The 15,512-nt window shown below is 33.3% G+C and carries 16 protein-coding genes; 13 read left to right on the plus strand and 3 right to left on the minus strand.

What is annotated here, in order from left to right:
• Positions 1-276 precede the first annotated feature (276 nt).
• The 3 genes from Dongsha4_RS03745 (at position 277) to Dongsha4_RS03755 (ending at position 3,760) form a co-directional block, all read left to right on the plus strand.
• Positions 277-1,926 carry an NAD(P)H-quinone oxidoreductase subunit 4 gene (locus Dongsha4_RS03745; RefSeq protein WP_330204405.1) on the plus strand — a complete coding sequence of 550 codons (1,650 nt, stop codon included), beginning with the start codon at positions 277-279 and terminating at the stop codon, positions 1,924-1,926.
• A gap of 275 nt (positions 1,927-2,201) precedes the next feature.
• The gene (locus tag Dongsha4_RS03750) at positions 2,202-2,558 is read left to right on the plus strand and encodes a DUF1815 family protein (RefSeq protein ID WP_330204406.1); all 357 of its coding nucleotides are present in this window, start codon (positions 2,202-2,204) and stop codon (positions 2,556-2,558) included.
• A gap of 107 nt (positions 2,559-2,665) precedes the next feature.
• Positions 2,666-3,760 carry a linear amide C-N hydrolase gene (locus Dongsha4_RS03755; protein ID WP_330204407.1) on the plus strand — a complete coding sequence of 365 codons (1,095 nt, stop codon included), beginning with the start codon at positions 2,666-2,668 and terminating at the stop codon, positions 3,758-3,760.
• A 181-nt stretch (positions 3,761-3,941) separates the two neighbouring features.
• On the opposite strand, the gene Dongsha4_RS03760 is transcribed toward Dongsha4_RS03755, so the two are convergent.
• Positions 3,942-4,193, minus strand: coding sequence for a hypothetical protein (locus Dongsha4_RS03760; RefSeq protein ID WP_330204408.1), 252 nt, complete (start codon positions 4,191-4,193; stop codon positions 3,942-3,944).
• A 163-nt stretch (positions 4,194-4,356) separates the two neighbouring features.
• Here Dongsha4_RS03760 and Dongsha4_RS03765 point away from each other — a divergent pair, with 163 nt between their 5' ends.
• From Dongsha4_RS03765 to folB, 4 genes are all read left to right on the plus strand, one after another.
• Positions 4,357-5,145: an ApaLI family restriction endonuclease gene (locus Dongsha4_RS03765; RefSeq protein ID WP_330204409.1), complete on the plus strand. Its 789-nt coding sequence runs from the start codon at positions 4,357-4,359 to the stop codon at positions 5,143-5,145.
• Between the two features lie 3 nt (positions 5,146-5,148).
• Positions 5,149-6,354 (plus strand): DNA-methyltransferase, encoded by a 1,206-nt coding sequence (locus Dongsha4_RS03770; protein ID WP_330204410.1) that lies wholly within the window; start codon positions 5,149-5,151, stop codon positions 6,352-6,354.
• A 36-nt stretch (positions 6,355-6,390) separates the two neighbouring features.
• Positions 6,391-6,936 (plus strand): DinB family protein, encoded by a 546-nt coding sequence (locus Dongsha4_RS03775; RefSeq protein ID WP_330204411.1) that lies wholly within the window; start codon positions 6,391-6,393, stop codon positions 6,934-6,936.
• Between the two features lie 69 nt (positions 6,937-7,005).
• Complete coding sequence (gene folB / locus Dongsha4_RS03780) at positions 7,006-7,362, plus strand: dihydroneopterin aldolase (RefSeq protein ID WP_330204412.1); 357 nt, start codon at positions 7,006-7,008, stop codon at positions 7,360-7,362.
• Positions 7,363-7,417: 55 nt separating this feature from the next.
• On the opposite strand, the gene Dongsha4_RS03785 is transcribed toward folB, so the two are convergent.
• Positions 7,418-8,188 carry a matrixin family metalloprotease gene (locus Dongsha4_RS03785; protein WP_330204413.1) on the minus strand — a complete coding sequence of 257 codons (771 nt, stop codon included), beginning with the start codon at positions 8,186-8,188 and terminating at the stop codon, positions 7,418-7,420.
• A gap of 250 nt (positions 8,189-8,438) precedes the next feature.
• On the opposite strand from Dongsha4_RS03785, the gene argJ reads away from it, so the two are divergent.
• The 3 genes from argJ (at position 8,439) to Dongsha4_RS03800 (ending at position 12,230) form a co-directional block, all read left to right on the plus strand.
• Positions 8,439-9,680, plus strand: coding sequence for a bifunctional ornithine acetyltransferase/N-acetylglutamate synthase (gene argJ, locus Dongsha4_RS03790; RefSeq protein WP_330204414.1), 1,242 nt, complete (start codon positions 8,439-8,441; stop codon positions 9,678-9,680).
• A 266-nt stretch (positions 9,681-9,946) separates the two neighbouring features.
• A complete protein-coding gene (locus Dongsha4_RS03795; RefSeq protein ID WP_330204415.1) occupies positions 9,947-10,822 on the plus strand; it encodes an FTR1 family iron permease in 876 nt (291 codons plus the stop codon).
• Positions 10,823-11,018: 196 nt separating this feature from the next.
• Positions 11,019-12,230: an EAL domain-containing protein gene (locus tag Dongsha4_RS03800; RefSeq protein ID WP_330204416.1), complete on the plus strand. Its 1,212-nt coding sequence runs from the start codon at positions 11,019-11,021 to the stop codon at positions 12,228-12,230.
• Between the two features lie 68 nt (positions 12,231-12,298).
• On the opposite strand, the gene Dongsha4_RS03805 is transcribed toward Dongsha4_RS03800, so the two are convergent.
• Positions 12,299-12,655, minus strand: a complete 357-nt coding sequence (locus tag Dongsha4_RS03805; RefSeq protein WP_015219006.1) for a four helix bundle protein — start codon at positions 12,653-12,655, stop codon at positions 12,299-12,301.
• A 206-nt stretch (positions 12,656-12,861) separates the two neighbouring features.
• Here Dongsha4_RS03805 and rnz point away from each other — a divergent pair, with 206 nt between their 5' ends.
• The 3 genes from rnz (at position 12,862) to Dongsha4_RS03820 (ending at position 15,510) form a co-directional block, all read left to right on the plus strand.
• On the plus strand, positions 12,862-13,806 hold the full coding sequence (rnz, locus tag Dongsha4_RS03810; protein ID WP_330204417.1) for a ribonuclease Z: 945 nt from the start codon (positions 12,862-12,864) through the stop codon (positions 13,804-13,806).
• Between the two features lie 75 nt (positions 13,807-13,881).
• On the plus strand, positions 13,882-14,643 hold the full coding sequence (gene mreC / locus Dongsha4_RS03815; protein WP_330204418.1) for a rod shape-determining protein MreC: 762 nt from the start codon (positions 13,882-13,884) through the stop codon (positions 14,641-14,643).
• Between the two features lie 525 nt (positions 14,644-15,168).
• Positions 15,169-15,510: a Nif11-like leader peptide family natural product precursor gene (locus tag Dongsha4_RS03820; protein ID WP_330204419.1), complete on the plus strand. Its 342-nt coding sequence runs from the start codon at positions 15,169-15,171 to the stop codon at positions 15,508-15,510.
• The last annotated feature ends 2 nt before the right edge of the window (positions 15,511-15,512 follow it).

The following is a 15,512-nucleotide window of genomic DNA, read 5'->3' on the forward strand; positions in this document are numbered from 1 at the left end:
GTAGGGGAGTGGGGAGTAGGGAGTAGGGAGAATTAAAAATTCGGAAATTTTCTAACATCTAACACCTGAAACATGAAACCTGAAACCTGTCACCTTTTAATTATCAACTATTTACCTTTGCCCTTTGCCCTTTGCCCCTTGCCCTTTGCCCACTTACTTATAAACATCTCTTTTAAACTCAATAAGTATAAATAACTAATAAACCTTAATAAAAGTTAACAGAGTGTAGTAAGATGGTTTAATTAAAAATATTTGAAAGTTTAAAATAAAGTGAATATGATAGCGGATCAATTTCCATGGCTTACCGCAATGATTGCCTTGCCTTTAATCGCCGCTTTGCTAATTCCTCTCATTCCTGACAAACAAGGAAAAACCCTGAGATGGTATGCTTTAGCTGTTGGATTGGCTGATTTTCTACTCATGTGTTATGTTTTCTGGCAAAATTACGATACAACTAATGCCAGTTTTCAGTTAACAGAGAAGTATTCTTGGATTCCTCAATTAGGTTTAAGTTGGGCAGTTTCCGTTGATGGTTTATCTATGCCCTTAGTTTTATTAGCTGGTTTCGTCACAACTTTATCCATGTTTTCTGCATGGCAAGTAGATCGCAAACCTCGATTATTTTATTTTTTAATGTTATTATTATATTCCGCCCAAATTGGTGTTTTTGTAGCCCAAGATATATTACTACTATTCATCATGTGGGAATTGGAATTAGTGCCTGTATATTTATTAGTTTCCATCTGGGGTGGTCAAAAAAGACGTTATGCGGCTACTAAGTTTTTACTCTACACTGCCTTAGCTTCTATCTTTATTCTCATAGCTGGATTAGCCTTAGCTTTATCTGGTGGCCAACAAATCACTTTTGATATGGTGGAATTAGGATTAAGAGAATATCCTATCGCCCTAGAAATTTTACTTTATGGTGGCTTGTTGGTTGCCTTTGGAGTCAAGTTAGCTATTTTTCCCCTTCATACATGGCTACCAGATGCCCACGGTGAAGCCTCCTCCCCTGTATCGATGATTTTAGCGGGAGTTTTATTAAAAATGGGTGGCTATGGTTTAATTCGCCTCAATTTAGGACTTTTACCCGAAGCTCATGTTTATTTTGCTCCTTTATTAGTGATTTTAGGGGTAATTAACATTGTTTATGGCGGTTTTGCTTCCTTTGGACAAACCAACATGAAACGCCGTCTAGCTTACTCCTCTGTTTCTCACATGGGATTTGTTTTAATCGGTATTGCTTCTTTCTCTGATTTAGCAATTAGTGGGGCAATGTTACAAATGCTTTCTCACGGTTTAATTGCCGCTTTATTATTCTTCCTTGCTGGTGTAACTTATGACCGCTCCCATACTATGTATTTAGATGAAATGGGTAATATCGGTAAAGCAATGCCTAAAGTATTCGCCTTATTTACTGCTGGTGCATTAGCTTCTTTAGCCTTACCCGGTATGAGTGGATTTGTAAGCGAATTAGCTGTATTTGTTGGGTTTAGTAATAGCCCCATCTATGACTCTAGTTTCCGCACCGTTACTGTGCTTTTAAGTGCTGTAGGTTTAATTGTTACTCCTATTTATCTCTTATCTATGCTCAGACAATTATTCTATGGCAATGACCAAGTGCAAATGTGTGTAATAGGTAAGGAGGAATTGTCCACCACTGATCAAGATAATGAACCGGCGGTGTGTTTTGGCACTAATTGTATTTTACCCACTGAGGCAGTTTATGAAGATGCTAAACCTAGAGAGGTATTTATTGCTCTTTGTTTCCTTGTGTTAGTAGTTGCGATCGGACTTTATCCTAAAATGGCAACTAACCTCTATGATACAACTACTGTAGCTATTAATAGTCAAGTATCTCAAACTTATACCCAAATTGCTGAAACAAATTCTGTTCTAAATCCGTCACAGGTGGCAATAAGGTAGGTGAGGAGTTCTAAAGGTGTCAGGTGTTACGGTATTAGGGTTCTAATGATTTAATAACGGGAAAATCTCCTTAAGTTTTATAAAGTTGACTGCTTATTTTTCATCAACAATTCTTTTGTTCCAACACCAAAAAACTGATCTATCCTTAAATTAGACCACTAATATTACTTATTTTGCATTTTTTGATGAACTTACCATATAATTTAAAAGAGAAATCTTAAAAAAACATTAAGAAAAGTAAAAAAAATTAAAAATGGTGCAATAAGGAGGCATAAATGTTTATTCGCTTAGCACAACAATATCGAGAATTTGTTAAAGATTTAGTCATGAATCTACAAGCCTTAGCCATCGTCTTAGAAAAAAGAGGCTATATTGCTTCCTGCTATACTTGTGGAACTCAATTAAATAGTGCCTCCTTTATGGTAAGTTTGGGAGATAATCATTTAATTCGCTTTTTGGTGTCTGACTACGGCATAACTTGGACAGAAATGCAGGATGACAGAGAATTGATGAAACTTGAAGGGGCAGAAGCTATCAGTCAATTACAGGAGTTAGCTGATTTGGTCAAATATCAAATTAAAGCTAGTGAGAGTAAAATACCAACCTATGATCATAGTCTTTTAGTTGGCTAGAAATAACTCTTAGTAATTAGCGGCAATTAATATCTAATATCGGGATTGGTTTTGTGTGAAGTAGTTTGGTTGTTAATATAATCTCAGTGATTATATCAATAAACAACATGACTTTTTTACACATTCTCAAAAGTATTTCTCTTGTTATACCAACAACTTTAACCTTATCCGCACTTTTTGGCTTGAGTGTGTTAGCCTGTACCCGTGTAGTTTATTCAGGTTATGATAACACGGTTATTACAGGGCGATCAATGGATTGGAAGGAGGACATCCGCTCTAATTTATGGGTTTTTCCGAGGGGACGCGATCGCAGTGGACTAGCAGGGGACAACTCCATTGAATGGAAATCAAAGTATGGTAGCGTCGTGGTGACGGGGTATGACATTGGAACTGCCGACGGCATGAATGAAAAAGGTTTAGTGGCTAATCTTCTCTATTTAGCAGAATCTGACTATGGTGACACACAAGGCAAACCCACCCTTTCCATGAGTCTTTGGGCTCAATATGTCTTAGATAATTATGCAACTGTTGCTGAAGCGGTAGAAGAACTCAAAAACGAGCCTTTCAGAATAATAACATCTACTTTACCTAATGGCTCTCACGCTCAATTACACCTTGCTATTTCTGATAGTAGTGGTGACTCAGCTATTTTTGAATATATTGAGGGTAAATTGGTTATTCATCATGGTAAAGAATATAAAGTTGTAACTAATTCACCTACTTTTGAGAAACAACTAGCCTTAAATCAGTATTGGCAAAGTATTGGTGGTTTAAACTTTCTCCCGGGTACAAATCGAGCGGCGGATCGCTTTGCCCGTGCTTATTTCTTACTCAATTCTATTCCAAAACAAACAGTTTCTAACTACATTAGTGCTGTTCCTGAACAAAAATACGAAAATCAAGCTCTTGCCAGTGTTTTAAGTGTGGTGCGTAGTGTATCTGTTCCTTTAGGGATAACCACCCCAGATCAACCAAATATAGCTTCTACAGTGTGGCGAGTGGTGGCAGATCAGAAAAATAAGATATACTATTTCGACTCGGCTACTAGCCCGAATGTTTTTTGGATTGATCTTAATCAGTTAGATTTTAACCCAACTGCTTCTGTTAAAAAACTTTCTTTAACGAATGGGCAGTTTTATGCGGGGAATGCAACAAATAATCTAGTATCAGCAACGCCTTTTCAATTTTTACCTGTAGATTAGAATCTCAATCTTAAAATATCTAAATCTCTTTTAATTAAATTTTTTAACGGGTTCTGATTCATGCAATCGTAGAATACTGTATTTAATCAGTGTGCTGGGTAACAGATACCGAAGGGATCTCTATTTTTGCTTAAGTTGATACAATAAATATTATTCAATTCTTACAAACTGATAAAAAAAATTAAGAATCTTGACGGTTATTAATATTTAAACCAATAACACTCATAACCGTGAGACAGTTTAACAACAAAAATACAGTGCCTTCTCCCACTAAATTAATTAGATGGTGTATGGAAATTTCATAATTTTTTTCTACGTTATGAGAATATTCTAAAGCCGCCCAGTCACGGAGAATCCACCAACCAACATAAGCAGAAAGACTTATACTATATACAAAGGTAATTAAGTAAAATAAATTGAATATTTGTTTCATATTTTAATTAGATATATTTTGTGTTTCAATTTTGGCTGAATTTAATGAAAATATAATCCATGAGAAAAAGTTTTAGAGTTCATTATGGCAGAATAGCAAAAAATGGTAAAATTTTAACTCAAATTACAACCTTCATTTTCACTTCAATTTTGGTTTTAAAGAAATGAAAATAGAGTCTTTAAAGAAAAAAGAGCTTGAAAATTATTGTCATAAGTATGGTATTAAAGTACAAAGTAAAAATACAAAACAACAATTATTAGAATTAATTAATAAGGATAAATTTAACAAAATTACTAATGCTATCAAACAAGGAAAACAATTAGAGTTATTAATATCACAAATTCTCTTAATTTCGGAAGAATATGCTTCTCAATTAAAAATACAAATTGATTTAAGAAAAGAAGAAATGAGAAATGATGATACTTCCCATTATTTAATTTATAGAGTTTTGGGTATAAGTAGTCAAGAAGGTCAAAAAATAGACGAATATCAAAATATTGGCAGGTTTTTATATAATTATGCAGGTTCTTTTTTAGAAGAAATTGCTTCTTTATGTTTATTATTTAACAATCCTCAAGGAAAAAAAACTACTGTTAAAGATTCTTTTGGTAAAAAACTGAAAACCTTTGAAATTGATTTTTTAGATGGCAATGACGCTATTGAGATTAAATGGAGAGATGCCACTACAGATGGAGACCATATCACGAAAGAGCATACTCGTGTAAAAGCGATACAAAATAGTGGATATAAACCGATTAGAGTAATGTTTTATTATCCTCAAAGAGAACAAGCTATCAAAATTCAACAAACTTTAGAAACAGTTTACAAGGGTGTAAATGGCGAATATTATGCTGGAGAACAAGCATGGAATTTTATTAGAAATCGTACAGGATTTGATTTAAAACAGATTTTAATAGATATTGCCGATCAAAAAACACCAGAAAAAAGTTAAATTATGGAAAAAATAATTAAAGGAAATTGTCTTGAAGAATTGAAAAATATTGACTCAGAAATAGTAGATTTAATTTATTTAGATCCACCATTTTTTACACAGAAAAAACATTCTTTGACAACCCGTGATAATAGGATAAATTATCAATTTTATGATATTTGGCATAGTCTAAATGATTATTTATTTATGATGAAAAAATGTTTAATTGAATGTAAAAGAATTTTAAAAAAAACTGGTAATATTTTTTTGCATTGTGATAAATCTGCTTCTCATCATTTAAGAGTTTTATTAGATCAAATATTTTTGCCTGAAAATTTTAGAAGTGAAATTATTTGGTCTTATAAAAGATGGTCAAATTCTAAAAAAGGTTTACTTAATTCTCATCAAACTATTTATTTTTATTCTAAAACATATGATTTCAAATTTAACACTATTTATACTGATTATTCTCCCACAACAAATGTTGATCAAATATGGCAATTAAGAAAAAAAAATGATTATGGTAAATCTGTTTATAAAAAGGATAAAAATGGTAATATAATTTTAGCTCAAGAGAAAAAAGGTGTTCCTTTATCGGATGTTTGGGAAATACCCTTTTTAAATCCAAAAGCAAAAGAAAGAGTTGGTTATCCCACGCAAAAACCTGTTTTACTTTTACAACAAATTATTAATATTTCTACTGATGAAGGTGATTTAGTTTTAGATGCTTTTTGTGGTAGTGGCACAACTTGTGTCGCCGCTAAATCTTTGCATCGTAATTTTATTGGCATTGATATATCAGAAGATGCGATCGCACTTACTCAAAAAAGATTAAATGAGATGATTATAACTAATTCTAAACTTTTGGAAAAAGGAAAAACAAGTTATATAGAAAAATCAGAAGACGAATTATTTTTATTAAAAAGTATTAATGCGATTCCTGTACAAAGAAATAATGGAATTGATGGTTTTTTGAAGAGACAATTTAATGAGAAACCTATCCCAGTTAGAATACAAAAAAAAGATGAAACTTTAGAGGATGCGATCGCATCTATTAATAATTCAGAACAAGCAAAAAAAAGTGATTTAAAAATAGTAATTCAAACTAATAACTATCATCAGTTATTTCCTTTAGAAGATGAAAAAATCATTGTTATTAAATCTCCTGAGTTGTTGATTAATGAAGAGTTACAAAAAGTGAATAGGATAGTTTATAATAAATCAAATTAAATTTATATCTTAGGTATTAAAATATAAATAACTACCATGAATCAAAAACAAAACCATTTATTAATGGCTGAATATAACAGTTGGATGAATGAAAAAATTTACAGTATATGTAAACAAATCACCCATGAAAAACTACATCAAAATTTAGGGGCTTTTTTTCTTTCTATTATTGGCACTTTAAATCATATTTTAGTAGCTGATATTATTTGGCTAAAAAGATTTTCTGAGCATCCTAAAAATTATTCTAGTCTTGACTATATAAGAAATATCAAAAAACCTCATTCTCTAAATCAAATAATCTACGATCACATTGAAGATTTAGCCTTAGAACGAGAAAAAATTGATCAAATAATCAAGGACTTTATTTCAGAAATTACAGAGGAAGATTTAGAAAATAGTTTTAGTTATAAAAATATGAAAGGAGACCATTTTAATAAAAAATTTTCTTATATTATCCTGCATTTTTTCAATCATCAAACTCATCATCGAGGACAAATTAGTACTTTATTATCACAATTAAATCTTGAGCTTGGTATCACTGATTTATTAGTTTTAATCCCATCTTTTGATTTAACTTCTTAATCAAGATAAATTAGGTGATTTTCGGTGCTAAAGTATAATAGGACACATTTTTTATGATTTGGATAAAGTATGGATGCGATCGAAGTTAAAGGTATTCGCAGTTATGGTTATACAGGGTTATTTCCCGAAGAAAGAAGTTTAGGACAATGGTTTGAGGTAGATTTAACTCTATGGGTGGACTTACAACCTTCTGCAAAAAGCGATGATATAAAAGATACATTAGATTATCGTCAAGCCATCACCATTGTTAAGCATATTATCAAAACAGCTAAGTTTGCGTTAGTAGAAAAATTAGCCGAGGTTATTGCTCAAGATTTATTGGAGATGGAAAAAGTAAATCAAGTTAGGGTAAAACTATCTAAGCCAAATCCCCCCATTCCCGACTTTGACGGTTCAATTACTATTGATATTACTCGCTCAAAATAAGAAGCAAAAGTGTTTAATTAAATTCTCCTTAATGCCTCAACACCCTAATGCCCTCTTACTTCCTCCCCGAATCTAAATAATTCCCTAAACGGGTTGGTTGTTGGTAAACCTTTTTAAGGGTGTTTATATCTCTGGGTGAAATTTGAGGGATCTCTCTGGTGTGAGCATAATACATTATATCCTGTGGATTGTCGCTATGTCCCCAAATGCCCAAGGCGTGTCCCATTTCGTGACTAATATTACTGACTAAATATTCAAAAATTTGATTTGGATTAACTGCGATCGCCATTTTATGTTTTAATAAGGGAGGATTATCCTCTGTTAGATAAAACCTGACGCTTGTTGTGGCCGCTCGATTGCGGGGTAAATCATATAATCCTGTTTCGGGGTTAATTTCAGCTTTAATGGCAGGAGGTTGACGAGTTATAACTATGTCGGCAATCTCTGCATTATCTATCTGGGTGATTTCTATATATTCTTGCCAAGGTGCGATCGCATCTTTTACCGCTTTTTGCCATTGTTGAAATGATTGCAGAGCGGAGGGTGATAAATCATCTTCGGCAGGAGATTGAATATAAACTTTGACGGGGAAATCAGTCCAAATCAAAGCTCCTGCGGGGTGAGTATCCAGTTGAGAAAAATAGTTTTCTTGGTTGTCTGAGTGCCAATTTTGGAGAGTTGGAGGCAAAGGATAAGTTTTAAAAGGGGGTAAAGATGATTCTGCCTCCTGACTAATGCTAGGTATAGCAAAGATAAATCCGATAAAGGTAATCAAAAATAAGGGAAAAACAAATTTAGTCAAAAAACGAATTATGGGAGAAAGCATTTTAGTTTTTAAATTTTGGTTCTCATTGAAATTAAGAAAGTCTAATTATCAAGAATAAAATGAGAAGGCAAAGGAATAAAATCCCCATGTTTCCATGCAGTTTCTAACCATGATTATTTAGTATCTAATATATCCGTTGTTGCCTTTTGCCTAACTTCTACAAGAAGTCTATTGATATTTTGTCCTAATCAATAGTCAAGCGATGTAGAATTATCTAAAATTCTCAATAATCAACGATAACAATTAACTTATGGCAGATTGGAAAGTGATTGAAGGGGGAATAACCGCCCCTAAAGGGTTCAAATCTTCTGGAATTACTGCGGGATTAAAGCCCTCTAATGCCCCTGATTTAGCATTGATTTGGTCTGAAACAGAGGCGATCGCATCTGGAGTATTCACCACCTCAGAAGTAAGAGCGGCTTGTGTGGACTATTGTCGCCAAAGACTTCAAGACAAAGCTAGTGCCAGAGCAATTTTATGTAATGCAGGACAAGCAAATGCGGCTACAGGAGAACAAGGTTGGCAAGATGCCTTAGATAGTGCCTCGGCTTTAGCAAAGGAATTAAATATAGATGCAAATAGTATCTTACTCGCTTCTACGGGGGTAATTGGGCAAAGAATCAAAATGGATGCTATGTTAAACGCCATTCCTCAATTAGTTAGTGAATTATCTGAAGATGGAGGAGAAGCCACCGCTAAAGCCATTGTTACCACCGATTTAGTAACCAAATCCATTGCCTTAGAAACGATGATAGATGGGCGCCCTGTGCGCATTGGAGGTATTGCTAAAGGTTCAGGAATGATTCATCCTAATATGGCAACCATGTTAGGGTTTATTACCTGTGATGGATTAGTTTCCACTCAGTTATGGCAACAGATGTTAAAACGGGCGGCGGATAAAAGTTTTAATCAAATTACCGTTGATGGTGACACTAGCACTAATGATAGTTTAATCGCCCTCGCTAATGGTCAATCTCGCACCCCTGCAATTACCAGTCTCGATGAAAATGGACGAAAACTAGAAGCCATGCTCACTGAAGTATGTCAGTATTTAGCAAAAGCGATCGCACGAGATGGAGAGGGGGCAACTTGTTTGATAGAAGTAGAAGTAACAGGGGCATCTACTGAAGCATCTGCTCGTCAAATTGCCAAAACCATAGTTGGTTCATCCCTAGTCAAATCAGCTATTTTTGGACGAGACCCCAATTGGGGAAGAATCGCCGCCGCCGCAGGTAGAGCAGGTGTACCATTTAAGCAGGAAGATTTAATGATTAAATTAGGGGATTTTCTCTTAATGGAAAGAGGACAACCCTTAAACTTCGATCGCACTTCTGCTAGTAATTATCTCAAACAAGCGGCCGCAGGAGAATACCTAAAGAATGATACCGTCTTAATCTCCGTTTCCGTAGGTGATGGTAGCGGTAGCGGTAAAGCATGGGGTTGTGATCTCAGTTACGATTATGTCAAAATTAACGCTGAATATACGACTTAACTCTAAGTTCGGAATTAAGATAAAAAAAGGGCAAAGTAAAAAGGGCAAAGGGTAAAGGTAAATAGTGAATAATAACTCCGTTCGCAACTGAAAGGAGTGTACGAGCTCAGCGAATTCTCCGAACTCCGAATTCCGAACTCCGAACTCATTTCCCCCTCTCCCTTCATCCCCTTATCCTTCCAACACCTTAATACCCTGAAACCTGCCACCTGATACTGTCAAACCTAGTTAAATCAGATATTCTTCAGCCGAATTGAGTTTATATTATGTATTGGAATATTTTTTTACCTGTTTTTGTTATTATTCTGAGAAATATTTTTCCTATCTCTTTACTTTTAGCCATTATTTTTGCGTGTTTTCAGAGAATAGAACATTCAGGATATTTTCGTCAAATTTATTTAGGAATTTCTGGGGGGATAGTTGCTTCTATTTTGGTTGGCTCAGTAATTTCTCAAGGAATTAATAATATTGATTCAACAGGTAACAATGCTTGGATTTTCACCCCTTTGATTCTTAATATTTTTGTCTTTATCGCCGTTTCTTTACTAATTTGGTTTATCTTGTGGTTTTCTCAACAGGCAAATTTTTGGCAAAATTTAGGTAGCACAAATGAGCTTTTAATGGGGAAATATTTACGATTGACTATTTTTTCTTTGGCTTTATTCTTAGTTTTAATTAAAGGAATAAATGTTTTTTTGCTTTTAAATGTTATGCCTGAAAATAATTCTACTTACATTAATTTGGCAGTCATAGCGTCTCTACTTTTAACAGCCTTAATGACCCTAGCTTTTGTTTATTTACAAACTAGATTAACTAATAATGTCTTTTTTAGAATTGCAGGAATATTTTTAATTTTAGTTACGGGAGGATTAATCATTGATAGCTTATACAACTTAGATGAAAGCCTATTATTTATTAATGAATTAGATACTACAGCAAATTGGTGTTTATTTGAGCAAAATTCTTGTTTATTGGGTTCAATATTATGGTCTAGTCATGAGATTTTACCAGAAGATAAATTTCCCTTTATTTTGATGAAAATAGTTTTTGGTTATCACGATATAGTATATATTATTCCGCTAGTTATTTACTTATTATTTGTAATGATAATGGGTAAATTTTATTTTCAAAATCTGTCATAAATTCAGTTAAGGTTGAGATAAGGTTCAGATAATTTAAAAAATGTAGGGTAGTATATGCCACGTCAATTTTAGCCTTTAAAATTTTTCCTGTTATTAAACTGTTTTACTTTTATGCAAAACTACTGTAAAAAATTATGCGAAGAGAAAATCAGTGTTAAATTAAAGAGGAGTAAAAATAATTTATCCATTATTAACAATGAATCTCCATAGTAATACAGAACAGAAATTACAAAATCGTCGATTTCTAGCGGGGGAATGTATTTTTCGAGAAGGAGATAAAGGTAATATTGCTTACATTATCGAAAAAGGTTTAGTGGAGATTACCACGCTAGTTGATGGTTGTCCTACAGTTTTAAATACTTTAAAAGAAGGGGAAATGTTTGGAGAATTGGCATTAGTTGATGGAAGCCCTCGCTCTGCTTCTGCTTATGCTAAAACTGATGTAGTTTTAACAGTTGTAACGGGTGAACAGGTAAGAAGTAGAATTGATGATGCTGACCCCATTTTAAAGTTATTGCTAATGGTGGTAATGAAGTATTTTCGCTCTGAAACAGGAAGATTAAGAAACAGTAAAATAGATATTTCAACAGAAGATATAGAACAAAAAAAACAAGAGTACCAACTAAGAATACGTCAAGCAATTGATTTAATACGTTTAGAAAGTGATTTACGCAATGGTTTTAAAAGAGGTGAATTAAGGTTATTTTATCAACCAATTATTGATTTAAGAAATAATCAAATTGCAGGGTTTGAAGTATTATTACGCTGGTTTTGCCATAAGAGAGGTCATATTTCTCCTGAACTTTTTATTCCTTTGGCGGAATCAACTTCTCTAATTATTCCTATTGGGGAATGGATTTTAGATCAAGCATTAGACACAATTAAAAAGATAAAAACCATAACAGGTAGAGATATTTTTCTCAGTATCAATGTAGCTGAAAAGCAAATTTCCGATAGTAATTTTCTCTCAATTTTAAAGAAAAAAATTAACCAATCAATGGTCAAGCCTAGTCAAGTTAAACTGGAGATTTTAGAAAGAAGTTTATTTGAAGGAGAAGATGCACTTTTCTTAGTAGAATTTTGTCGAGATTTCGGTTTACCTTTAGTTATAGATGATTTTGGTACTGGTTATGCTAATTTAGCCTATCTTAAAAACTTCCAATTTGATACGGTGAAAATTGATAAATGTTTTGTACAAAACTTAGATAATAATGATAAAGATCAAACTATTTGTCGTGCTTTAATTGATTTATCTCACGGTTTAAATATGACTACTGTTGCCGAAGGTATTGAAAATGAAAAACAACTAGATATTTTGCTTAATTTGGGTTGTAATTTCGGACAAGGATATTTATTCTCCCCTCCTGTTTGCTTAGAAGATGCGATCGCACTTTTACAAACCCATTAAATTATTATAATAGAATGGTGAGATAAGATATGGGAATGATTTTAAGGTCAAAGTAAAATGGACAAAGGTTATTTATCTAATGTATTGATTGTGGAAACAAGTAACGCTTGTACCTCATTTACTTTATCTATTGTTAAATCTATCCATTCAATATTTTCAATTATTTTTACTTCTTTACTAATAATTAATTGAGTTTCTAATTCTCTGGAAGAACCTAATGCTATATGCAAAAATTGGAGATATTCTTTAGTGGATTTTCTTCCGTAACCTTCTGCTATATTACTTGGGATAGAGATGGCACAACGATTCATTTGAGAAACTAATCCATATAATTCTTTTTTAGGATAATTATTAGTTAATTTATAGACAATAACGGCTAAGTTTTTAGCTTTTTGCCAAATAAATTGATCTTTATAATTTGCCATGATGACAGAAAAAAATACGATAAAATAACTGTTTTAATACATAGTATTGAGGTGTTTATCCTAACATAAAATATTGCACAATTATCCCCCTAACCTTTGCCCTTTGCCCCTTGCCCTTTGCCCCTTGCAAACAAACCCATTAAATTTTATTCCGAACTGAGTTATAATTGGGTCTGAATCAGCAAAACCAACCATTGTCAATCATAGTGGAAGTAACTTTTTTAGGTACAAGTTCAGGTGTACCAACTAAATCCAGAAACGTCTCTAGCGTTGCCCTAAGACTAACTCAAAGGGGAGAAATTTGGTTATTTGATTGTGGCGAAGGTACTCAACATCAGCTTTTGCGTAGTGATTTAAGAACATCTCAACTGAAAAAAATTTTTATCACCCATATGCACGGGGATCATGTTTTTGGTTTAATGGGCTTGTTGGCTAGTTGTGGTTTAGGGGCGGATGCAAAAGATATTGAACTTTTTGGGCCTCCGGGGATTGAGCCTTATTTAAAATCCTGTATGAAATATTCTTATACTTATTTCCCTTATGGTGTCACCATAAAAACCGTTGAACCCGGTTTAGTCTATGAAGATGAAGAATTTACCGTTACTTGTGAATTATTGAAACATCGGGTTACAGCCTATGGTTATCGGGTTTCTGAAAAAAATAAAGCAGGAATTTTTGATGTAGAAAAAGCGAAAAAAGCAGGTATTCCTTCAGGGCCTCTTTATGGCAAATTAAAAGCAGGGGAAACCATCACTCTCGAAGACGGTAAAACCTTTTCAGGGGTTAACTTTTGCGGTCCTACAGAAATAGGTAGGAAATTTGTTTACTGTACAGATACAGTTTTTTGTGAAAATGCGATCGCACTTGCGGAAGATGCAGATGTTTTAATTCATGAGGCTACCTTTGCCCATCAAGACGCATCAATGGCATTTGAAAAGATGCACTCCACCACCACTATGGCGGCACAAGTAGCATTAGCGGCACAGGTAAAAAAATTAATCATGACTCATTTTAGTCCTCGTTATGCTCCGGGTAATCCCATTCAAATGAAAGATTTACTCTCAGAAGCAAGGGCAATTTTTCCTGAAACCCTTTTGGCTTACGACTTTTTCCGTTATGAAATTCCCCGCCGTCGAGACAAAAAGATTTAAAAAGGCTATGGACAATAAATAGTCAAGGATTGATAATAATTAATCGAGAATAAATGCGAATGATAGGTTACAATTTTGAAACTCTTTTATCGTTGGTGGCAGAAATACGGAAGACAAGTCATTTGGGGGTTAATTAGTTTAATCCTCACTTGGTTTATATATCGTCATCAGGGTTTTTTATTCAATGAATTGTTATATCGTTTGTCACCCTCTTGGTTATCATCTCCCAGTTTTGATCGTCAAGCACTGTATGAGCAAAAAACTATACAGGAATTAAGTAATAAAATTGAGACTTTAGAAAGTGAGAATCAAAAGTTAAAACAGATTGTTAACTATCAGGAAAAATACTCCGCAAATCTAATTCCCGCTAGAGTTATTGGCAGAAGCCCAGATGCTTGGTGGCAAATTATTACTATTGATGTGGGTAGTAATGATGGTGTGAAAAGAAATCAAGCGGTGATGAGTGTGGGGGGATTAGTGGGGAAAATTAGTGAAGTTACAAATAATACCAGTCGAGTTTTATTAGTCAGTGATTACAATAGTCGTGTTGGTGCTTTTCTTCCTCGCACGGGTTATCAGGGATTCATCAAAGGGCAATCTACTTCTATTGGTTTGATGGAATTTTATGAAAAAGTGTCTAATGTTAAAGTAGGTGACGTGGTGACAACTTCTAATTTAAGTAGCATATTTCCCCCTGATATTCCTATTGGTAACATAGTTGCGATCGATCCTAATAAAAGTCCTGCCCCCGAAGCAGAAATAGAATTTACCGCCCCTGTCGATTTTTTAGATTGGGTATTAGTTGATTTAAGTAGTAAGTCTGTTTTTGAAAATTAGAAATAAAATCAATTTAATCTATAAACAAAAATTAAGTAAACATTAAAAAAATATTTATTTTTATCAGTTTATAAACTCAGGGATTTACAATTTTATCTATCATATAATAAAACGATAAAATCTAAGGAGAAAAAGAAAAAATAATTTAGAATAAACTGCTTTTAAAGTTGACAGAATCTATCTATAAAATTTGTCTGTATTCTTTTGTCAACTTGTGTGTGTAAAATAATAGCTTTTGGTTTTTTTATGTCTTAGGCTTTTATAAGACTATTTACTATTTGCTATATAAAATAGATAATGCAATAAAAAATAGCCTGTTAAATCTAAATAAATATATGGTTTTGAAAAAGATAAATTATATACTTCTCAAGTAATTAGCCATATAAAATATAAGATGATTAGGGATTATTTAAAATTTGGTAATGATATTTTTTTTATAATCTTTAAATTGACGGATTTATTTTTTGTGTCATTGGTTTCATGGTTGATCGATTTTTTTAACATATAAATTAGGAGATTTTTTGTATGAGTCAAGAAGCCGTGATTGAGTTTTTTGAAGCTGTGTCACAAAACGAACAGTTACAAGAAAGATTGATAAATATTATCGAATCATCAGAAAATGATCGAGAAGATGTTGCAATATTCGCCAGTGAATCAGGTTATGATATTACTGCGGATGAACTTTGGGCAGAAATAAAAAAACGCCAAACAGATTTTTCTCAGCGACAAGAGGCAGGGGAATTAAGTGATGAAGAATTGGAGGCTGTAGCTGGTGGGGAGTTTGTTGCAACGGCAATGAGTATTTTTGCTGTAACTGCTTTTACTGCAGGGCAAACCATTCTGTTAACAACAAAAGTAAAATGGTAAGC

The sequence above is a fragment of the Cyanobacterium sp. Dongsha4 genome (assembly GCF_036345015.1).
Taxonomy (GTDB): domain Bacteria; phylum Cyanobacteriota; class Cyanobacteriia; order Cyanobacteriales; family Cyanobacteriaceae; genus PCC-10605.

Excerpts from the sequence above, each read along its gene's own strand:
- Dongsha4_RS03795 (WP_330204415.1), top strand. The coding sequence starts at position 9,947 with ATGTATTGGAATATTTTTTTACCTGTTTTTGTTATTATTCTGAGAAAT.
- Dongsha4_RS03785 (WP_330204413.1), bottom strand. The coding sequence starts at position 8,188 with ATGCTTTCTCCCATAATTCGTTTTTTGACTAAATTTGTTTTTCCCTTA.
- Dongsha4_RS03805 (WP_015219006.1), bottom strand. The coding sequence starts at position 12,655 with ATGGCAAATTATAAAGATCAATTTATTTGGCAAAAAGCTAAAAACTTA.
- Dongsha4_RS03800 (WP_330204416.1), top strand. The coding sequence starts at position 11,019 with ATGAATCTCCATAGTAATACAGAACAGAAATTACAAAATCGTCGATTT.
- Dongsha4_RS03765 (WP_330204409.1), top strand. The coding sequence starts at position 4,357 with ATGAAAATAGAGTCTTTAAAGAAAAAAGAGCTTGAAAATTATTGTCAT.
- Dongsha4_RS03745 (WP_330204405.1), top strand. The coding sequence starts at position 277 with ATGATAGCGGATCAATTTCCATGGCTTACCGCAATGATTGCCTTGCCT.
- folB (WP_330204412.1), top strand. The coding sequence starts at position 7,006 with ATGGATGCGATCGAAGTTAAAGGTATTCGCAGTTATGGTTATACAGGG.
- Dongsha4_RS03750 (WP_330204406.1), top strand. The coding sequence starts at position 2,202 with ATGTTTATTCGCTTAGCACAACAATATCGAGAATTTGTTAAAGATTTA.
- Dongsha4_RS03760 (WP_330204408.1), bottom strand. The coding sequence starts at position 4,193 with ATGAAACAAATATTCAATTTATTTTACTTAATTACCTTTGTATATAGT.
- Dongsha4_RS03770 (WP_330204410.1), top strand. The coding sequence starts at position 5,149 with ATGGAAAAAATAATTAAAGGAAATTGTCTTGAAGAATTGAAAAATATT.
- Dongsha4_RS03820 (WP_330204419.1), top strand. The coding sequence starts at position 15,169 with ATGAGTCAAGAAGCCGTGATTGAGTTTTTTGAAGCTGTGTCACAAAAC.
- Dongsha4_RS03775 (WP_330204411.1), top strand. The coding sequence starts at position 6,391 with ATGAATCAAAAACAAAACCATTTATTAATGGCTGAATATAACAGTTGG.
- argJ (WP_330204414.1), top strand. The coding sequence starts at position 8,439 with ATGGCAGATTGGAAAGTGATTGAAGGGGGAATAACCGCCCCTAAAGGG.
- Dongsha4_RS03755 (WP_330204407.1), top strand. The coding sequence starts at position 2,666 with ATGACTTTTTTACACATTCTCAAAAGTATTTCTCTTGTTATACCAACA.